Source organism: Halolamina salifodinae (genome assembly GCF_017874235.1).
Lineage (GTDB): Archaea > Halobacteriota > Halobacteria > Halobacteriales > Haloferacaceae > Halolamina > Halolamina salifodinae.
Genome location: NZ_JAGGLC010000003.1, coordinates 331,282 through 347,688, shown reverse-complemented (window position 1 = coordinate 347,688; position 16,407 = coordinate 331,282). Strand labels below are relative to the sequence as shown.

Annotated in this window: 17 protein-coding genes and 1 pseudogene; 8 read left to right on the top strand and 10 right to left on the bottom strand. The window is 65.6% G+C overall.

Annotation, left to right across the window (positions count from 1 at the left end; all coding sequences use genetic code 11):
- Nucleotides 1–31: 31 nt before the first annotated feature.
- From J2753_RS08790 to mce, 5 genes are all read right to left on the bottom strand, one after another.
- On the bottom strand, nt 32–1,183 hold the full coding sequence (locus tag J2753_RS08790; protein ID WP_209491560.1) for an acyl-CoA dehydrogenase family protein: 1,152 nt from the start codon (nt 1,181–1,183) through the stop codon (nt 32–34).
- 69 nt (nt 1,184–1,252) lie between these two features.
- A complete protein-coding gene (gene menE / locus J2753_RS08785; RefSeq protein ID WP_209491559.1) occupies nt 1,253–3,094 on the bottom strand; it encodes an o-succinylbenzoate--CoA ligase in 1,842 nt (613 codons plus the stop codon).
- 48 nt (nt 3,095–3,142) lie between these two features.
- The gene (locus J2753_RS08780) at nt 3,143–3,745 is read right to left on the bottom strand and encodes a DUF6517 family protein (RefSeq protein WP_209491558.1); all 603 of its coding nucleotides are present in this window, start codon (nt 3,743–3,745) and stop codon (nt 3,143–3,145) included.
- An 83-nt stretch (nt 3,746–3,828) separates the two neighbouring features.
- On the bottom strand, nt 3,829–6,006 hold the full coding sequence (locus tag J2753_RS08775; protein WP_209491557.1) for a DUF4350 domain-containing protein: 2,178 nt from the start codon (nt 6,004–6,006) through the stop codon (nt 3,829–3,831).
- Nucleotides 6,007–6,096: 90 nt separating this feature from the next.
- Nucleotides 6,097–6,489 (bottom strand): methylmalonyl-CoA epimerase, encoded by a 393-nt coding sequence (gene mce / locus J2753_RS08770; RefSeq protein WP_209491556.1) that lies wholly within the window; start codon nt 6,487–6,489, stop codon nt 6,097–6,099.
- A gap of 132 nt (nt 6,490–6,621) precedes the next feature.
- On the opposite strand from mce, the gene J2753_RS08765 reads away from it, so the two are divergent.
- Nucleotides 6,622–6,936, top strand: a complete 315-nt coding sequence (locus J2753_RS08765; protein WP_209491555.1) for a YbjQ family protein — start codon at nt 6,622–6,624, stop codon at nt 6,934–6,936.
- Nucleotides 6,937–7,361: 425 nt separating this feature from the next.
- Here J2753_RS08765 and J2753_RS08760 read toward each other — a convergent pair whose 3' ends face one another.
- The 3 genes from J2753_RS08760 to J2753_RS08750 form a co-directional block, all read right to left on the bottom strand.
- Nucleotides 7,362–8,054: a hypothetical protein gene (locus tag J2753_RS08760; protein WP_209491554.1), complete on the bottom strand. Its 693-nt coding sequence runs from the start codon at nt 8,052–8,054 to the stop codon at nt 7,362–7,364.
- Nucleotides 8,054–8,461: a hypothetical protein gene (locus J2753_RS08755; protein WP_209491553.1), complete on the bottom strand. Its 408-nt coding sequence runs from the start codon at nt 8,459–8,461 to the stop codon at nt 8,054–8,056. Before J2753_RS08755 ends, J2753_RS08760 begins: the two co-directional genes overlap by 1 nt.
- A 222-nt stretch (nt 8,462–8,683) precedes the next feature.
- A complete protein-coding gene (locus tag J2753_RS08750) occupies nt 8,684–10,369 on the bottom strand; it encodes an acyl-CoA mutase large subunit family protein (RefSeq protein WP_209491552.1) in 1,686 nt (561 codons plus the stop codon).
- Between the two features lie 117 nt (nt 10,370–10,486).
- Between J2753_RS08750 and J2753_RS08745 the strand changes: the two genes are divergently transcribed.
- Both J2753_RS08745 and J2753_RS08740 read left to right on the top strand, forming a co-directional pair.
- Complete coding sequence (locus J2753_RS08745) at nt 10,487–10,942, top strand: transporter (protein ID WP_209491551.1); 456 nt, start codon at nt 10,487–10,489, stop codon at nt 10,940–10,942.
- A gap of 45 nt (nt 10,943–10,987) precedes the next feature.
- A complete protein-coding gene (locus J2753_RS08740) occupies nt 10,988–11,662 on the top strand; it encodes an O-methyltransferase (RefSeq protein WP_209491685.1) in 675 nt (224 codons plus the stop codon).
- Between the two features lie 23 nt (nt 11,663–11,685).
- Here the strand turns inward: J2753_RS08740 and J2753_RS08735 are convergent, their stop codons facing one another.
- The gene (locus J2753_RS08735) at nt 11,686–12,483 is read right to left on the bottom strand and encodes a creatininase family protein (protein ID WP_209491550.1); all 798 of its coding nucleotides are present in this window, start codon (nt 12,481–12,483) and stop codon (nt 11,686–11,688) included.
- 112 nt (nt 12,484–12,595) lie between these two features.
- Between J2753_RS08735 and J2753_RS08730 the strand changes: the two genes are divergently transcribed.
- Entirely contained in the window at nt 12,596–12,982 is a 387-nt protein-coding gene (locus J2753_RS08730; RefSeq protein WP_209491549.1) for a nascent polypeptide-associated complex protein, read from the top strand.
- A gap of 4 nt (nt 12,983–12,986) precedes the next feature.
- Nucleotides 12,987–13,727, top strand: coding sequence for a methyltransferase domain-containing protein (locus tag J2753_RS08725; protein ID WP_209491548.1), 741 nt, complete (start codon nt 12,987–12,989; stop codon nt 13,725–13,727).
- 121 nt (nt 13,728–13,848) lie between these two features.
- On the opposite strand, the gene J2753_RS08720 is transcribed toward J2753_RS08725, so the two are convergent.
- A complete protein-coding gene (locus tag J2753_RS08720; protein ID WP_209491547.1) occupies nt 13,849–14,172 on the bottom strand; it encodes a transcription factor S in 324 nt (107 codons plus the stop codon).
- Between the two features lie 271 nt (nt 14,173–14,443).
- Here J2753_RS08720 and J2753_RS08715 point away from each other — a divergent pair, with 271 nt between their 5' ends.
- The 3 genes and pseudogenes from J2753_RS08715 (at nt 14,444) to mvaD (ending at nt 16,379) form a co-directional block, all read left to right on the top strand.
- A complete protein-coding gene (locus tag J2753_RS08715) occupies nt 14,444–14,872 on the top strand; it encodes a DoxX family protein (protein ID WP_209491546.1) in 429 nt (142 codons plus the stop codon).
- A gap of 171 nt (nt 14,873–15,043) precedes the next feature.
- Nucleotides 15,044–15,277: pseudogene (locus J2753_RS14550) on the top strand (ATP-binding cassette domain-containing protein); the annotation flags it as partial.
- 103 nt (nt 15,278–15,380) lie between these two features.
- Nucleotides 15,381–16,379: a phosphomevalonate decarboxylase MvaD gene (gene mvaD / locus J2753_RS08705; protein WP_209491544.1), complete on the top strand. Its 999-nt coding sequence runs from the start codon at nt 15,381–15,383 to the stop codon at nt 16,377–16,379.
- Nucleotides 16,380–16,407: the final 28 nt, after the last annotated feature.

Below are 16,407 nucleotides of genomic sequence, written 5' to 3'. Positions count from 1 at the left end.
GGAAGGAACCGCACATTGGTTCCCTTGCCGCTTACCGCGGCGTCTGTCGGTAGATCAGGTTTCGCTGGATCTCGTTTGCACCCTCGTAGATGACGGGGATGCGCACGTCGCGGTACACCCGGGCGATCCGGCGGTCCGTGAAGATGGAGCGGCCGCCGTGGAGCTGCATCCCGCGCTCTGCCACGTCGACGGCCGTCTCGGTCGCCTTCGTCTTGGCCATCGCCGCCCAATAGCCGGGGTTGTCGTGGTTCGCGACCTGCTCGGCGGCGCGCCAGGTCAGCGAGCGCGCCGCCCGGAACTCAGTCTGCATATCCGCGAGGATATGCTGGACTGCCTGAAACTCGCTGATGTTGCGCCCGAACCCTTCACGCTCGTGGACGAACGCTTCTGCCTCCTCGATGGCGGCGGCGGCCATTCCCAGACCGTGGCCGGCGACGACGACGCGGCCGTGGTTGAAGAAGTCCGCGAGCGCGTAGAAGCCGCCGCCCTCCGTGCCCACGAGGTTCTCCTCGGGGATCCGGCAGTCGTCGAAGACGATGTGGCCCTGCTTGGACGCGCGCATCCCCATCTTCTCGGGGATGTGTTCGGCCTCGTAGCCCGGCGCGTCGGTGGGAACGATAAACAGCGAGTAGTTGCTGTAGCGGTCGTCGCGGTCGCCGGTCTTGGCGTAGACGGTGAGCCAGTCGGCCTCGACGGCGTTGCCGACCCAGTACTTCTCGCCGTTGAGCACCCACTCGTCGCCGTCCTTTTCTGCGGAAGTGGTCATGCCCGCCAGATCCGACCCGGTTTCGGGCTCCGAGACCGCGAGCCCCGAAATCTGCTCGTTCTGAGCCACGGGTCGGAGGTATTTCTCGTGTTGCGCCTCGGTGCCGTACTGTTCGACCAGTTCACAGCCGAAGGAGGCCAGCATCAGCGTCAGGCCGATCCCGGCGTCGGCGCGGTAGAACTCCTCAGCGATGGCGAGGATCTGGTGGATGTCGAAGCCGCGGCCGCCGAGTTCCTCGGGCAGGTCGGCGGCGACGAGGCCGGCCTCCATGGCTGCCTCCAGCACGTCCCACGGGTACTCGCCGGCCGCGAACGCCTCGGCGGCGACGGGTTCGATCTCGTCGGCGGCGAACGCCCGGGCCTCGGCTTTCGCCTCGCGTGCGTGCTCAGGAACGACCGCTTCGTCGAGTAGGTTCATACCCCGGGGCTCGGCCGGGGGTCGCAAAAATCCCCCTAGAACTTCCCCTCCGTGGTGAGCCGTTGTCGGCTACTCCTCGTCCTCGTCGTCGCTTCCGTCATCGCTGCCGTCGATGGACTCGCCGGGCAGCCATTCGTCGGCGCCCTCGTCTGCGTCGTTTCCCTCCCCGCCGATTCCCGTGAGTCGGTCGCTCTCGGAGTCCGACAGCGCCCGACTCACATCCTCGCTCGAGAGCGCTGCGGCGCCGCGGCGGTCTTCCTCGTCCGTGTCCTCCTCAGCCTCGGAGAGTCCGCCGACCGAGTCGGACGGCTCCTCCTCGTCGCGTGCGATAGCCCGGACGCTCTCCTCGTCGGCGACCGCGCGGGCGTTCGGCTGGTCCCGGCCAATCGACCGGGTTTCGCACTCAGTCAGCCGTTCCCGGACCGCCTCACGCTCGACGGTGCCCGAGACGGTCCGCGGGAGTTCGTCGGTGACGCCGACCGTTCGCGGGAGTTTGAACCCCGCCAGCCGGTCCCGGAGGAACGGTTCGAGGTCGCCAACGCTGATTTCGGTCGTCTCGTCCTCGTCTGTTCCCGCGGCCGGGACCACCAGCGCGGCCACGCGCTCGCCCCACTCCTCGTCGTCGAGGCCGACGACGGCAGCGTCCTCGACAGTCGGGTACTGGCGGAGCGCGTCGACCACCTCGCCGGGGTCGACGTTCTCGCCGCCCGAGAGGATCCGGTCGTCGAGGCGGTTCAGTACGTAGAGCCGCCCGTCCTCGTCGAACCGCCCTACGTCGCCGGTGTGGAAGCCGTAGGGGCCCATCGCCTCACCCGTCGCCGCCGGATCGTCGTAGTAGCCCGGGGTGACGGTGTGACCGCTGACCACCAGTTCCCCCTTCTCGCCCGGTTCGACAGGGGCTCCAGTGGAGTCGACCACCGTGACGGTCGTCCGGAGCAGCGGCCGACCGACCGATTCCGGGTGGTCGTACGCCTTCGTGTGCCGGGCCGTGGCGACTTGCGAGGCCGTTTCGGTCATCCCGTAGGTCGGACAGATCGGCACCGAGTAGTCCCGGCAGCGCTCGATCAGTTCCGCCGGGCAGGGGGCGCCGCCGACGAGCGCGAACCGCAGGCTGCCGGGCAGGGTGCCCCGGGCCGAGAGCATCCGGCGCAGCATCGTCGGCACCAGCGAGATGCAAGTGGCCTCGTGCTCACGGATGTCGTCGACGGTGCCGCCGGGGTCGAAGCTCTCGCGCACGATGACGGTCGTGCCGTACAGCGTCGAGCGGAGGATGGGCGCGATACCGCCCATGTGGTGCAAGGAGAGCGGGACGAGCCAGCGGTCCGTCGGGTCGATGCCGAGCCGGAACGCGCTGGCGACGGCGCTCGAAAGCAGGTTCCCCATCGTCAGCCGGACGGCCTTCGGCGTCCCGGTGGTTCCGGAGGTAAACAGCAGCAGTTGCGTGTCCGAGCGCTCCCAGTCCGTTGGGTCGACCGGCGCGGGGTCGGCGGTCGCCAACGGCGTCGCCTCGCTCCATTCGGCGTCGTCGATGGTGAACACGTCGAGCCAGGGGTCGACGCGCTCGGCAGCGCCCCGCACCTGCGACTCGGTGGTCTCGTCACAGAGGACGGCGTCGACGTCCGCGCGGTCGAAGCGCTCGGCCAACTCGGGCGGGGTGAACTCCGGCGGCAGCGGCACCAAGACGGCACCCAGCCGCATCGCGGCGTGAATCAGACAGACCTCCTCGACGCCGGTCTCCAGCGCGGCCCCGAGGTGGTCCCCCTCGTCGACGCCCAGCGCGGCGAGCCGTCCGGCCATCTCCTCGACGGTCTCGTCGAGCGTCGCGTACGTCCACGCGTTGCCCGAACTCGCGTTGACGAGGGCCTCCCGGTCGGGCGTCGTCCGTGCCCGGTGGGCCAGCCAGTCGTGCATGGTCACCGAAGGTGGCTGCTGGTACTTGCCTCTTCGCACCGACGGCGATCAGCCATGGGACAGATCGGCGAACAACGCGTCGACGGCGTCGCGGCTCTCGGGGGCCGACGGGTCGTAGAGACCGACGCCGAACACCGTGTCGCCGCCCATCGTCCGCCTCGCGACGACCAGCCGAGGCCCTTCGCCCTCGACAGCGTACTCGCCGGCGGTCACGTTCTCGCCGGCGAACGCGACGGTGCTCTCGTCCTCGTAGCGCACCTCGGGGGTCTCCATCGGGAGGTTCGGCAGAATGTGGGTCACCGCCTGCTTCAGCGGCACGTAGGTAAGCGGGTTCAGTGAGACACCCCCGACGGTCCAGCCGGGGAGGCTGATGGTGGTCACCGCCGCGCCCGCGTCGGGGTTCGTCGCCGTCATCACGTACGCGGCGACGTCGATGCGTTTCTCGACGCCCTGAACAGCGACGCGCTCGTCGAACGCGATCTGTTCGGCCGTCGGCTCCTCGAAGCCGTGCTCGGCTGCCGTCCCCGCGTCGACGGTCACCGGCGCCGACGCGGTACCCTGGAGGGGACCCCCGGCCACCAGCCACCCGCCGGCACCGCCGGCGACAAGGACCGTGCCGACGAGCGCGATAGTGAAGAGTTCCCGCAGCATGGGCCGGAGTTATGAACCGGCCGGCTTAACCGTTCGCTTCAGCGACACACGCGAGCGTCAGCAAAAAAAGCCCGTTCGGGGGCTCAGTCACCGTGGCCCTTGCCCTTCCCCTTGCTGTGGCCCTTTCCGTTGCCTTTGCCGTGGCCCTTCCCGTTCGCGCCCGGACTGCCGGGGCCGCCGCGGGCACCTTTGTAGTTCGTGTCGGCGTCGTAGCCACCGAACAGGCGGAACCACTCGTCGAGGTTCCCGGTCGTCGGGAGGCTGGCGCGGCCGTCGAGGTTCGCTTCCTCGTCGAGCACGCGTCCGCTGTTCAGGCGGAGGTCGGTCGTCAGCGCCTCGGCGACGGCGTTGAGGTTCTCGCGGTGGGCGGTCGGCACGTCGCCGCCCAGCAGCACCACGCCGCCGCCGTCGGCGACGAACGAGCGGAGCGAGTCGAGTTCGGCGTCGCTGAGTGGCTCTGCGGGCGCCGAGATGAGGAGCGCGCGGCCGCGCTCCAGCAGGTCGCCAGTGAGGTCGTTCACCTGCTCGAAGCCGAGGTCGACGCCCTCGAGATAGCGCATGTAGTAGGCCGCGTCCTCCGCGCCGACCGAGCGTTCGGTGCCGAACTGGCCGTGGCCGCCGTCGATGAGCACCTCGCCCTCGCGCTCAGAGAGACGGTCGAGCAGGCTGGTGAGGAAGGAGTAGTTGCCGTACCCCGAGACGCTCTCCGGGAACCCCTCTCCCTGCTCGAACGACTCGTCGATGAACGACGTACCGCTCAGCGCGACGCGGGCGTGCTGATCGATACCCACGAGCGGCGCGGCAGCGTCGTACTCGACCGCGGCGTCCTGCTGGTACGCTGTCTTGGCTGCCGAGACGGGAACGCGCTTCCGGTCGATGCGGCCGTCGGTGGTCCGCACGCTGGCGGCGTAGGGCGCGTAGAGTTCTTCGACTGCGCCGTTCCGGATCGTCGACGACTCGTTCGGCGCGCTCTCGGCCCAGACGCCGGCGCCGTCCTCGCGGGCCGCGAACTCCTCTTGCAGGAAGCTATCGTGCTGGCCGAACCCGGAGTCGTAGACGCGAGCGTAGCCTTCGCGGACTGCCAGCCGGTTGTAGGGCATGTTGTACCCCTCGGTTCCGTCGGCGTCGTAGTCGACGTACGCCAGCAGGCGGCCGAAGTCCCCGCGCAGTGGCTCCTCGTCGTCGAACCGGATCGAGACCGTCTCGCCGGCCAGTTTCTCCTCTGCGAACGCAGTGGCGTCGTCGCCCTCCGCTTTGAGATACGCCTCGTCGCTCAGCCCTTCCCACTCCTCGGTTCGCTCTTCAGTGTCCCCGGTTTCGGGGGTGTCGAGGCCGAGCACCCGGACGGTGTCCTCGTAGTCGTTGGGGAAGCGCACGTCGATGGTGTCGCCGTCGGTGACCGAAATCACGTCCACCTCGTAGCGCTGGCCCTTCTCCAGTTCGGGCGGGCCGAGACCCGGGCGCTCGCTGAAGTAGTCGAACTCGTCGTCGTTGAAGCGGTCGGTGACCGGGACGAAGCCGATGCCATCGTTGGATTCCTCGTCGAGGACCTGATCGTCGTTGAACCGGAAGCCGACGTCGAGGGCTGCCGCGATGGCGTCGAGATTGGCCGTCTCGTCGAAGTTGCGGAAGTCGGACTGGTGGAACAGCAGGACGCTGCCGCCGTCGTCGACGAACGTCGAAAGCGCGTCGAGTTCCTCCTGCGAGAACGCGTCCGAGGGGGTGGTGATGATCACGGCGTCGGCGTCACCCAGCGTCGCCGCGATATCGGTCCTCGCCTCGACACTGTAGCCGTTCTCTTCGGCGTATTCGATAAACTGGTCGTGCTCCCACGTCCCGTAGTACTGCCCGTGCCCCTCGTCGAACGCGACCGTTCCGCCGCCGACTTCGGCGTCGAGGACGTTCAGCACGAACTCCTCGTTGCCGTAGCCGAAGTTGGTGTCGTCCTGGGCGACAGGGGCGCCGAAGCCGACGACGCCACCCTCGCTCGCGACCAACGGGATGTCCGTGTCGGCGGGGTAGTCGACCGAATCGCCCTTGCCGTCCGCGTCCGTACTTGTCGCCGCCGTACCCGCCCAGACCGCCACCAGCGAGTCGTCGGTCAACGGTTCGCCGTTGGCGTTCAGTAGGCTCGCCGTCGAGTCGAACATGAGCGGATCGATCTCGTCGGTCGCCGCCAGCGCCGTCCCGCCTGCGCTGACGCCGACACTACCGAGCAGTACACCGGCCGCCGCCGTCCGGAGGAAGGACCGTCGTCGCATGCGGTCTGTCATGACGAACGGTCGTGTATAAATCACCCGATAATCGCATGGATATATACACTACTGAGGAATACAGACGCTATATAGCCGTCAGTGTTCCACGAACTCGACGAGGACTCCTGCGGTGTCCCGGGGGTGGAGGAAGGCGATATCGTGGCCCCACGCGCCCGGCCGTGGTTCGTCGTCGATGGTCTCGACCCCGAGATCCCGGGCGCGGGAAAGCGCCGCCGCGGCGTCGTCGGTGGCGAAGGCGACGTGATGCAGCCCTCCACCCTCGCTGTCGACGTAGTCGGCGATGGTGCCCCCGTCGTCGAGGGGCTCGATCACCTCGACGTAGCCGTTGCCCAGATCGACGAAGACGAAGCGCATCCCGCGCTCCTCGTCGGTCTCCTCGTGGACGATCTCGGCGTCCAGCAGGTCGGCGAACAGCGCGGCGGTCTCGGCGGCGTCGTCGGTTGCGACGCCAGCGTGGTCGAACTCCATACCGGCCGTGGGACCGGGGGGAGCAAAAACGTGAGCCGTTTCCGGCGCCGTTCGTGGCGTGCAGTTCCGGCTCCCGAGTCTCGTGGCCCGATCGGCGACACGATTATGCCGTCGTCGCGCCCAGATACGGCCGTGCAGACCTCCACTACCGAGTCGATCGCGGGCGAAGAGATCGCCGAGACGCTGGGAACCGTCAGGGGAAACACCGTTCGGGCCCGGAACGTCGGCCGGGACTTCACGCAGAGTCTCCGGAACATCGTCGGCGGCGAGATGAAGGCGTACACGGAGCTGCTGTCGGACTCCCGGGAGGAGGCTGAAGAGCGGATGCTCACAGAGGCAGAGGGGCTGGGCGCCGACGCGGTTGTGTGCGTGCGCTTCGAGACCTCCGAGATCGCGGGGACGGGTGCGGAGATGCTGGCCTACGGGACGGCCGTGAAACTGGCGTAAGCGACCCGTGCTACTTCCCACACCTTGATTGAAGGAACTTCACTTCTGAAGGTGTATCGATCTCGATTATCAGCGTCTGTTCCTTACATCCCTTCGGGAGCCACTGTTGATCGTCGTGGACGTACGGTGGGTCGGGGCCTGAGAGGATTCGAAGTGAGATGCTGTACTTTTGCGTCGGCACAACGTCCTCTTGCACCCGGCGAGTCGCTCCTGTCGGGTCAAGTTCGATCGTTTCGTTAAGGACCGTATCCTGCTGGTTTGGAAGCGGTCCGTCCGTACGGAGGACAAGTCGAACGCGGAGCTCTTTATCGGTCCCGTTTGCCCATTGAATATCGGCATTAGCGGGCTGTTCAATCGATAGACAACCCGAACAGCCCAGACTCCCGACGACCGCGAGTTTCGAGAATGTTCTCCTATTCATTATTTTACGGAGAGACTATTGAGATGTCGTCATATAGGTCAACCGTTCCGGTACCACTATACAAGACTGTAGGCACAGTCTGGCATTGATATTGCGTTTGGAACAGGTACCCCTGGTTAAATTTAACGTTAACAAAGTCTTCTGTACTTTGTGCTGCAAAGTCAAACATTACACCAACTCCGTCATCTTGGGAGGTGGGAAGATCCTGTGTCCCAGTACCATAGTCAAGCGTCCAATTTGCATTCTGATATGGAGTATTATTCAGTATCGGTCCCTCGTAATACGCCTTTGAAGCCTCCGCAGAGATAGGGCCACTACTAACGCCAGCAGAGACAGTATACTGGATACTGCTTGGATCGTAGTTTGTCTGAGGTGTGTGAGCGGTGCTTTTGAGAGAATTCTGTGTATCAGGCTTATTCGGATATTCGAGACTAAAGTTTGACTCGGTCCCTTCAATAAACACATTCCCTCCGTTGTACGTCGGGCACCCGACCGAATCATCAGTTACTGTTGGTGGATTTTCAAAGAATCCTTGTAGGATATATCGATTTGAGGTCTGAGTTTCTAGTTCTCCAGGCCTACTTCCTGAACTATCTTCATTCCCGGATAGAAATCCGACGAATTCCCAATCAGACGTGTTACTGTCTGACGGCGGTGAACCATAGTCTTGGAAGTAAGTCATTACTTCGTAGCCCATTATTTCTCACCTCCAATCCGGGACATAGCCAAAAATTGTTCCCAGTTTGTGTCTATCCTCTTTGGTGTAAGTGAGAATCCAGTCTTATTTCCGTCCTTTTGCAGATAACCTCCAATTCCTCCATCCCCGACTGTGGTCATCGTCGATAGGTTCCCCATTTTTGCAGGATCCTTGCCATCACTTTGATTTCCGGAATCAATATGCTTCGATTGTTTCATTCCGTTCTTCACAACCGATTTTCTATTATTTACCTTATTCATATTCTTTTTCATCCCATTAACTCTAAGATTCCCCGTCAATTCGCCATGAATCCCATTGAGTTGTCCTGACGCCTCTCCCACAATTTCATGAGTATTCAGGTCATACGCGACTCCTGTATATTTCGAGCCGCTCGTTGCGGAAGACACAGATGAGAACGCAGTTGAAGATGCAACTGCGATACCGGCTGTTTTTAGAATCTCTCTTCTTGATTTCGGACTATTGCTTTTGACTACAAACAAGGATGCATATCTACATTCATAAATAATTTGATTTAGAAATATATAATTAATAATAGTAATTAAATGCTAGCGCACTCTAACGCGTTTTGTCACATTGGACAGTAAGCTCGAATTTGTTCCCCAGTGGCTCTATACAGATACGCCCTGTTGGTACTCGCCGAACGCGTCGCGAAAGACGTTACAGACCTCGCCGACCGTCGCCTTCGCCTTCACGGCGTCGACGATGTACGGCATCACGTTCTCCTCGCCATCGGCGGCATCGGCGAGAGCCTCGAGCGCCGCCTCGACGGCCTCGTCGTCGCGCTTCTCGCGTAGCTCCTCGAGCTGGTCGATCTGTCGCTGCTCGTCCTCCTCGTCGATGGACTCGAGATCCATCTCCGGCTCCGAATCCTCGACCTCGAACTCGTTGACGCCGACGATGATGCGCTCGCCCTCCTCGATCTCCTCCTGTCGCTGGAAGGCGACCTCCTGGATCTGGCGTTGGACCCACTGGTCCTCGATGGCGCCGCGCATGCCGCCGCGCTCGTCCACGTCGTCGAGGATGTCGAAGGCGTCTTCCTCGATCCCGTCGGTGAGGTTCTCGACGTAGTAGCTCCCCGCCAGGGGGTCGATGGTGTCGGCGGCGCCGGACTCGTGGGCGAGGATCTGCTGGGTTCGCAGCGCCGTCCGGACGGATTTCTCAGTCGGCAGCGCGAGCGCTTCGTCCTTCCCGTTGGTGTGGAGGCTCTGGGTGCCGCCGAGGACGGCGGCCATCGCCTGATACGCCACTCGGACGACGTTGTTGTCGATCTGCTGGGCTGTCAGGGTGGAACCGCCGGTCTGGGTGTGGAACTTCAGCTGTTTGGATTTGGGGTTCTCGGCGTCGAAGCGCTCCTCCATGATCGTGGCCCACATCCGCCGGGCGGCCCGGAACTTCGCGGCCTCCTCGAACACGTTGTTGTGGGCGTTGAAGAAGAAGCTGAGTTGGGGGGCGAACTCGTCGACGTCGAGGCCGGCGTTGATGGCGGCTTCGACGTACTCGATGCCGTTGCCGAGGGTGAACGCGACCTCCTGGGCCGCGGTCGACCCGGCTTCGCGGATGTGGTAGCCCGAGATGGAGATGGTGTTGAAGTTCGGCACCTCGTCGGCACAGAACTCGAAGATGTCCGTGATCAGCCGCATCGATGCCTCCGGCGGGTAGATGTAGGTGTTGCGCGCGGCGTACTCTTTGAGCACGTCGTTCTGGATGGTCCCGCGGAGTTCCTCGCGGTCGACGCCCTGCTCGTCGCCGACGGCGATATACAGCGCCAGCAGCACGCTCGCGGGCGCGTTGATCGTCATCGACGTGGAGACTTCGTCCAGCGGGATCTCCTCGAAGACGGTCCGCATGTCCTCGATGGAGTCGATGGCGACGCCCGAGCGACCCACCTCGCCGCGGGCCATCGCGGCGTCGGAGTCGTGGCCCATCTGTGTCGGCAGGTCGAACGCCATCGAGAGGCCCGTCTGGCCCTGATCGAGCAGATAGTGGAAGCGCTCGTTGGTCTCGCTGGCCGTCCCCATTCCGGCGTACTGGCGCATCGTCCAGAGCCGACCGCGGTGCATCGTCGAGTAGACGCCGCGGGTGTAGGGCTCCTCGCCCGGGAACCCCAGATCCTCGTCGTAGTCGAGATCCTCGACGTCCGCCGGGGTGTAGAGCGGGTCGACCTCCTGACCCCCGGTGTCGGTGGTGAACTGTTCCTCGCGCTCCCCGAAGCGGTCGACGGTCGGGCCGTAGGTCTCCTCCTCCCAGCGCTCTTTCCCCTCGCGGATCGCCGCGAGGTCCGCCTCGTCGAACATGCCCCCAAATCCGGGCGGTTCGGACTTAAACGTAGAGGGGACGGGAACGGGCGCCGGGACCGGCTGAGGAGGGCCGGAGTCACCCGCCTTTATCGGGGGGCGGATCCAACGCCCGCTATGGCACTCCTCGACACTGCGTTCAGTATGCTGCACGTGCTGTTCGCCGGGCTTTGGACCGGTGCGACCGTCTTCTACGCCTGGCGGATCCACCCCCTGCTCGTCGACGGCGACATCGGCGTGACGCCGGCGATGGCCATCACTACTGGTCTCCGCTGGCTGACCCGTATCGGGGCCGTCGTCTTCGTCGCCACCGGCGGCCACATGGCCGGGACTGGCTACGCCGACGGCCGCCTGTTCAGCGACCCGATGGGCCACGCGGTTCTGGGGATGCTCGTGCTCTGGCTGGTCGTTACGGGGCTGCTCGAGGCCGCCATCGGCAAGATCCAGACCGCACTCGGCGAGGGGAAGATCCAGACCGCCGGCCACGAGAACGAGACGCTGATCCGCGTCGCCGCGACGTTCTCGGTCGTTCTGCTGCTGCTCGGCGGCTATCTCGCCCAGCCGCTGGTCTGAGGCTGATTCGACGGGGGAACGTTTAGGCCCCCGCTCGCACACCTTCTGGGCATGCACTCCGATGCTCTCCAGCGCTACGTCCGGGCGACCGGTGCCGACCACAGCGACGTTCAGGCCGAGATGGCTGACCACGCCGACGAACACGGCTTCCCCATCATCGGTCCCGACGCCGGCGCGGTGCTGCGCCTGCTCGCGCGCCTGACCGACGCCGAGCGGGTCTTCGAGTTCGGGTCCGGCTTCGGCTACAGCGCTTCGTGGTTCCTCGCCGGCGGCGCCGACGAGGTGGTGCTGACCGAAATCGACGCCGACGAACTCGAGATGGCCCGGGATTTCCTCGACCGGGAGGGCACCGCCGACCGGGCGCAGTTCGAACACGGCGACGCGCTCGACGCCGTAGCGGACTACGACGGCCCGTTCGACGTGGTGCTGATCGACCATGACAAAGCGCGCTACGCGAAGGGGTTCGATCTCGCCCGGGAGAAGGTTCCAGAGGGTGGCGTCGTCGTCGCCGACAACATGACCAAAGGCCCGGTAGATATCGAGGTGCTCGCGGACTACTTTGCCGAGGGCGAACCCCTCCCCGACGACGTCGGCGACCCGATGGCGGGTATCGTCGAGTACGTCGAACACGTCCGGGCGGACCCGGCGTTCGAGTCCTTCATCCTCCCGGTCGGGTCGGGGCTCTGCATGAGTACGCGGATCGCGCCGCGAGAGGACTGACCGCCTCGACGCCGACGCCCGGCCTACATCTCGGTTCCGTGAGCCTCGCCACTTCCGACGTGCTCGCGGGGCATCAGGTCTGCGAACCGCTGGTCGGCGAGCCACTCGGCCAACTGGACCAGTTCGTCGCAGGCGGCCTCGAAGATGCGTTGGCCCTTCTCGGCACTGGCGTCGGTCGGGTCGCCGAAGGCGCCGTTTTCGGCGTTGTCGATGGCGTCGTAGTGGATCCGAGCGCCGTGGCGGCTGTGGCCGGCGCTCCCGAGGTCCTGTAGCCCGCCGTCGCGGGCGTTCTCGAACTCGCCTTCCTTCACCGTCTCCGGAGCGAGATGCAGCAGCATCGACGTTTCCTTCGGCCCGGCGTGGGGGCCGTTGGTCTCGAAAATCTCGTTCACCAACTCCGGGATCGAGTTGTCCCACATCCACGGCGTCGCGAACGCCGTCTCGTCGGCGCGTACACGGCGGCCGACCTCCTGGAGATGCTGGTCGTTGCCGCCGTGGGCGTTCACGAACACGACACGGTCGATGCCGTGATACGTGAGGTTCCGCGTGAGATCCTCGACGTAATCACGGAAGGAGTCGGGCGAGACCCACATCGTCCCGTGGAACTGTCGGTGGTGTTCGCTGACGCCGATCTTGACGGTGGGCGTACAGAGAAAGCCCGTGCGCTCGGCGGCCGCGCGGGCGAGACCTTCAGCGATGACGTGATCCGTCGAGAGCGGGAGGTGGGGGCCGTGCTGTTCGGTCGAGCCGAGCGGCACGAACGCCACGGGGCCGAGGTCGGCCGTCGCGACGTCGGGCCAGGTCTGGTCGGCGAGGTACATGGGCCGGCTGAGGAGTCGCGGGGTCCTAAACCCTGCTTCGTCGGAGCGTGGCGCTCCGGGTGCCAGCGCGGGCTTCGCCACGCTTTTGACGCCTGCCACCCCACGATTGACTATGTTTGGAGGCGGCGGTCTCAACCCGCGCAAGATGCAACAGATGATGAAGCAGATGGGCATCGACGTCGAGGAGCTCGATGCCGAGGAAGTGATCATCCGGACCGCCGACGAGGAGCTCTACTTCGACGGCGCCCAGGTCACCAAGATGGACGCGCAGGGCCAGGAGACCTACCAGATCGTCGGCGAGCCCAACGTCCGCGAGACGGGCGAGGCCGAGGCCATCGAGGCCGGCGAGGCGGAGTCCGAGGAAGCCGACGAAGGCGGCATCCCCGACGCCGACGTGGAGATCGTGGCCCAGCGAGCGGGCGTCACGGAGTCCACGGCCCGGGCGGTGCTCGAGGAGAACGACGGTGACCTCGCGGCCGCCGTCTCTCAGCTGGAGTAGTCCGGTGGGTGCATTTCTCCTAGTTCATGGCGACCGTGAGTACGTACGCCGTCCCGGCGAGGAGCTCCAGACCGACCTCGGGGTGCTCGACGTCCCGGAGGACGTGAGCCACGGCGACCAACTGGAGACCCACCTCGGCGAGCCGTTCAGCGTCCGCGAACTCCGCGGCCCGGACCTGTTCGACCACTTCGAGCGCACCGGCGCGCCGATGATGCCCCGCGACGCCGGCCTCGTGATGGGACACACTGGCGCGGGCGGCGGCGACCGCGTGCTCGACGCGGGCACGGGCACGGGCGTGCTCGCAGCCTACCTCGCCCGCGCTGGCGCCGAGGTCACCACCTACGAGACCGACGAGGAGTTCGCCGAGGTGGCTCGCGGCAACATGGAGTTGGGCGGCGTCGACGACCGCGTCGACGTGCGCACCGGCGATGTGACCGAACACCTCGACGACTTGGTCGAGGAGGGGCCCTTCGACGTGCTCACGCTCGACACCGGCGACTCGCCGGCCGTCGTCGAGCGGGCCTCGGAGCTACTGGCTTCCGGCGGCTTCATCGCCGTCTACTCGCCGTTCGTGGAGTCGATCAAGGAGACGGTCGCGGCTGCCAGCGGCGACCTCACCGACATCCGGACGTTCGAGACGATCCAGCGCCGGATGGACGTGGGCGAACGCGGCACCCGGCCGTCGACGGCCGGCGTCGGCCATACGGGCTATCTGACGTTCGCGAGAGCCGGTCGCAGCGAGTGAGCGACTGTGACCGTCGTGTCACAGTGACGGAACTCGATGCCGCGACCGTGCGCGGAAGGAATAGGCGGCGCTGCCCACTGTTTCCCGTTTTTGCAAAAAGTCGCTAGCTACGCGTCGGTCCTCAGTGGTCGTCCTCGCGCCACTTGTGGCCACACTCCGTACAGGTGAAAAAGCGCGTCTCGGACTCGTCAGCCGCGCGGATCTGCTTCATTTCGTAGCTGGCGCGGTCGTGGCCACACTCGGGACAGCGGGTTTTGGTGGTCGGTCCCATCGCCTCCTCACCCACGTCGGACATGTCGACGATGTCGCTCTCCTCCTGTTCCTGCTCGGTGGTCATGCCGGCCTCCTCGGCCTCGTTGCGGGCCTCGGTGGCGCCACAACTCCCGCAGACCCACTCGTCGCCTTCGGCTTTCATCATCGAGCCGCACTCGTCGCAGAACTTCATTGACTGATTCCTAGCGGGTGGGGCTGTTTAAGCGCCGGGGTTCCGCGCCTCCGGGCCATCGGCCGAACGTGTCTGGCAAGGCGGCCGGCGCTCTATGTGCACCCCTGGGGGTGCAACTCCCCTCGACACGAACGACCGGTAACACCGTTGTAACCCGGTGACTCCGGGGTTCGCGAGCCCTCAAGTGGTTCGCTCTCGTAGCAGGTAGTGTGATGCAACTACGCACCCACACAGCACTGTTCGCAACCGAACCGACCACGGGGGATCGCCGATGAGCCTGCTGCAGGCCGCCGCGTTCGACGGCGCCGCCGGGATCATCTTCCTGGCCGCGCGCCTGCTGTTCGGCCTCGTGCTCGCGTTCATGGGGCTGAACCACTTCCAGAGCGTCGAGTCGCTGTCGGGCTACGCCGCCGCCAAGAACATCCCGGCGCCGACGTTCGGCGTCATCGCCTCCGGTGTCATGCTGATCCTGGGCGGCCTCGGTATCGCCGCCGGCGCCTTCCCCGTGCTTGCCGCGGGCGCCATCGCCGTGTTCTTCGTCGTCTCGACGCCGACGATCCACGACTTCTGGAACGCCGAGGACACGCAGGGCGAGATGACTCACTTCCTGAAGAACGCCGCGCTGCTCGGTGGTTCGCTTGCCTTCCTCGCGCTCGGCGGCGCCGACTGGCCGCTCGCGCTGAACGTCGGCCTGTTCTGAGCCGGTAGCAGAGCCCCGGTTTTCCCGTTTTTACCACCCACGACCGCTTCCAGAGCGGTAGCGCTCGCATCGACGACACCCTCACTAGATCGAGGTGCCAGTGGGTCGACGCCGGGTCGGGCTGAGGGTGACCGACGCGAGCCTTTTCGCACGCGAGGGCGAGACCCGAGCATGATCCGTGCCGCCGGGCTCCGCAAAACGTACGGCGAGTCCGTCGCCGTCGAGGGCGGCGAGTTCGAAGCCGCCATGGGGGGGATTTTCGGCATCGTCGGCCCCAACGGCGCCGGCAAGACGGCGACGCTGAAGATGCTCTCGGGGCTGGTCGAACCCACTGCGGGCGAAGCCACCGTCGACTCCCTGACCGAGGAGAGCGACCGCGGGACGATGGAGCTACTCCGGAAGTTGCTGCTCTCGACTGCGGAGCAAAGAACCCGGCGGCGGTCCTCGACGCCTCCCTTCGCCGCGCACCGACACGTCTAACCCGGGCCGCCGAGGACTCCCGACAGAGATGCCTCGCAAGGCCACCGCGCGAGCCCACCCCATTCAGGGGCTCGTGAAGTACCACGGGATGCGCGATACGGATCTGCGCCTCCCCTACCACGACTCGATCAGCGTCTGTACCGCGCCGTCGAACACCACCACCACTGTCGAGTTCGTCCCCGACGCCGGCGACGACACGTACATCATCGACGGCGAGGCCGTCGACGGCCGCGGCGCCGAGCGCATCCGCCACGTGCTCGACCACGTCCGGGACCTCGCTGACACCGACGACGCGGTCCGGATGGAGAGCGAGAACTCTTTCCCCTCGAACGTCGGCTTTGGCTCCTCCTCCTCGGGATTCGCCGCACTGGCGATGGCGGCCACGGAGGCCGCGGGGATGGACCTCACCCGACCCGAAATCTCGACCATCGCACGCCGCGGCTCCTCGTCCGCGGCCCGCGCGGTGACGGGCGCCTACTCGGACCTCTCTGCGGGACTGAACGACGAGGACTGCCGCTCACACCGACTCTCGACCGGCACCGGCGACGACGGCTTCGACCCGGAGGAGGATCTCCGGATCATCACCGCGCTCGTCCCGGCGTACAAGGAGACCGAGGAGGCCCACAAGGAGGCCGAGGCGAGCCACATGTTCGACGCGCGACTGGCGCACGTGCAGGATCAGTTGGTCGAGATGCGCGACGCGCTCCGCGAGGGCGAGTTCCACCGCATCTTCGGCACCGCCGAGCACGACTCGCTCTCGCTGACCGCGACGACGATGACCGGGCCATCGGGCTGGGTGTACTGGAAGCCCGAGACTATCGCCGTGTTCAACGCCGTTCGAGAGCTTCGGGAGACGGGCGTCCCGGTCTACTTCTCGACGGACACCGGCGCGTCGGTGTACGTGAACACGACCGCGGACTACGCCGACGTGGTCGAAGAGAAGGTCGCCGAGACGGGCGTCGAGACGGAGGTCTGGGAGGTCGGCGGGCCGGCAGAGGTGCTGGACGGGAGCGAGAGTCTGTTCTAGCCAACCACGGCGCGTGACCGACTGCGAG

What these genes read in the sequence shown, in the direction of transcription:
- J2753_RS08790 (WP_209491560.1), bottom strand. Translation starts at nt 1,183, where the DNA reads ATGAACCTACTCGACGAAGCGGTCGTTCCTGAGCACGCACGCGAGGCG.
- menE (WP_209491559.1), bottom strand. Translation starts at nt 3,094, where the DNA reads ATGCACGACTGGCTGGCCCACCGGGCACGGACGACGCCCGACCGGGAG.
- J2753_RS08780 (WP_209491558.1), bottom strand. Translation starts at nt 3,745, where the DNA reads ATGCTGCGGGAACTCTTCACTATCGCGCTCGTCGGCACGGTCCTTGTC.
- J2753_RS08775 (WP_209491557.1), bottom strand. Translation starts at nt 6,006, where the DNA reads ATGCGACGACGGTCCTTCCTCCGGACGGCGGCGGCCGGTGTACTGCTC.
- mce (WP_209491556.1), bottom strand. Translation starts at nt 6,489, where the DNA reads ATGGAGTTCGACCACGCTGGCGTCGCAACCGACGACGCCGCCGAGACC.
- J2753_RS08760 (WP_209491554.1), bottom strand. Translation starts at nt 8,054, where the DNA reads ATGGGCTACGAAGTAATGACTTACTTCCAAGACTATGGTTCACCGCCG.
- J2753_RS08750 (WP_209491552.1), bottom strand. Translation starts at nt 10,369, where the DNA reads ATGTTCGACGAGGCGGACCTCGCGGCGATCCGCGAGGGGAAAGAGCGC.
- J2753_RS08745 (WP_209491551.1), top strand. Translation starts at nt 10,487, where the DNA reads ATGGCACTCCTCGACACTGCGTTCAGTATGCTGCACGTGCTGTTCGCC.
- J2753_RS08735 (WP_209491550.1), bottom strand. Translation starts at nt 12,483, where the DNA reads ATGTACCTCGCCGACCAGACCTGGCCCGACGTCGCGACGGCCGACCTC.
- J2753_RS08730 (WP_209491549.1), top strand. Translation starts at nt 12,596, where the DNA reads ATGTTTGGAGGCGGCGGTCTCAACCCGCGCAAGATGCAACAGATGATG.
- J2753_RS08720 (WP_209491547.1), bottom strand. Translation starts at nt 14,172, where the DNA reads ATGAAGTTCTGCGACGAGTGCGGCTCGATGATGAAAGCCGAAGGCGAC.
- J2753_RS08715 (WP_209491546.1), top strand. Translation starts at nt 14,444, where the DNA reads ATGAGCCTGCTGCAGGCCGCCGCGTTCGACGGCGCCGCCGGGATCATC.
- mvaD (WP_209491544.1), top strand. Translation starts at nt 15,381, where the DNA reads ATGCCTCGCAAGGCCACCGCGCGAGCCCACCCCATTCAGGGGCTCGTG.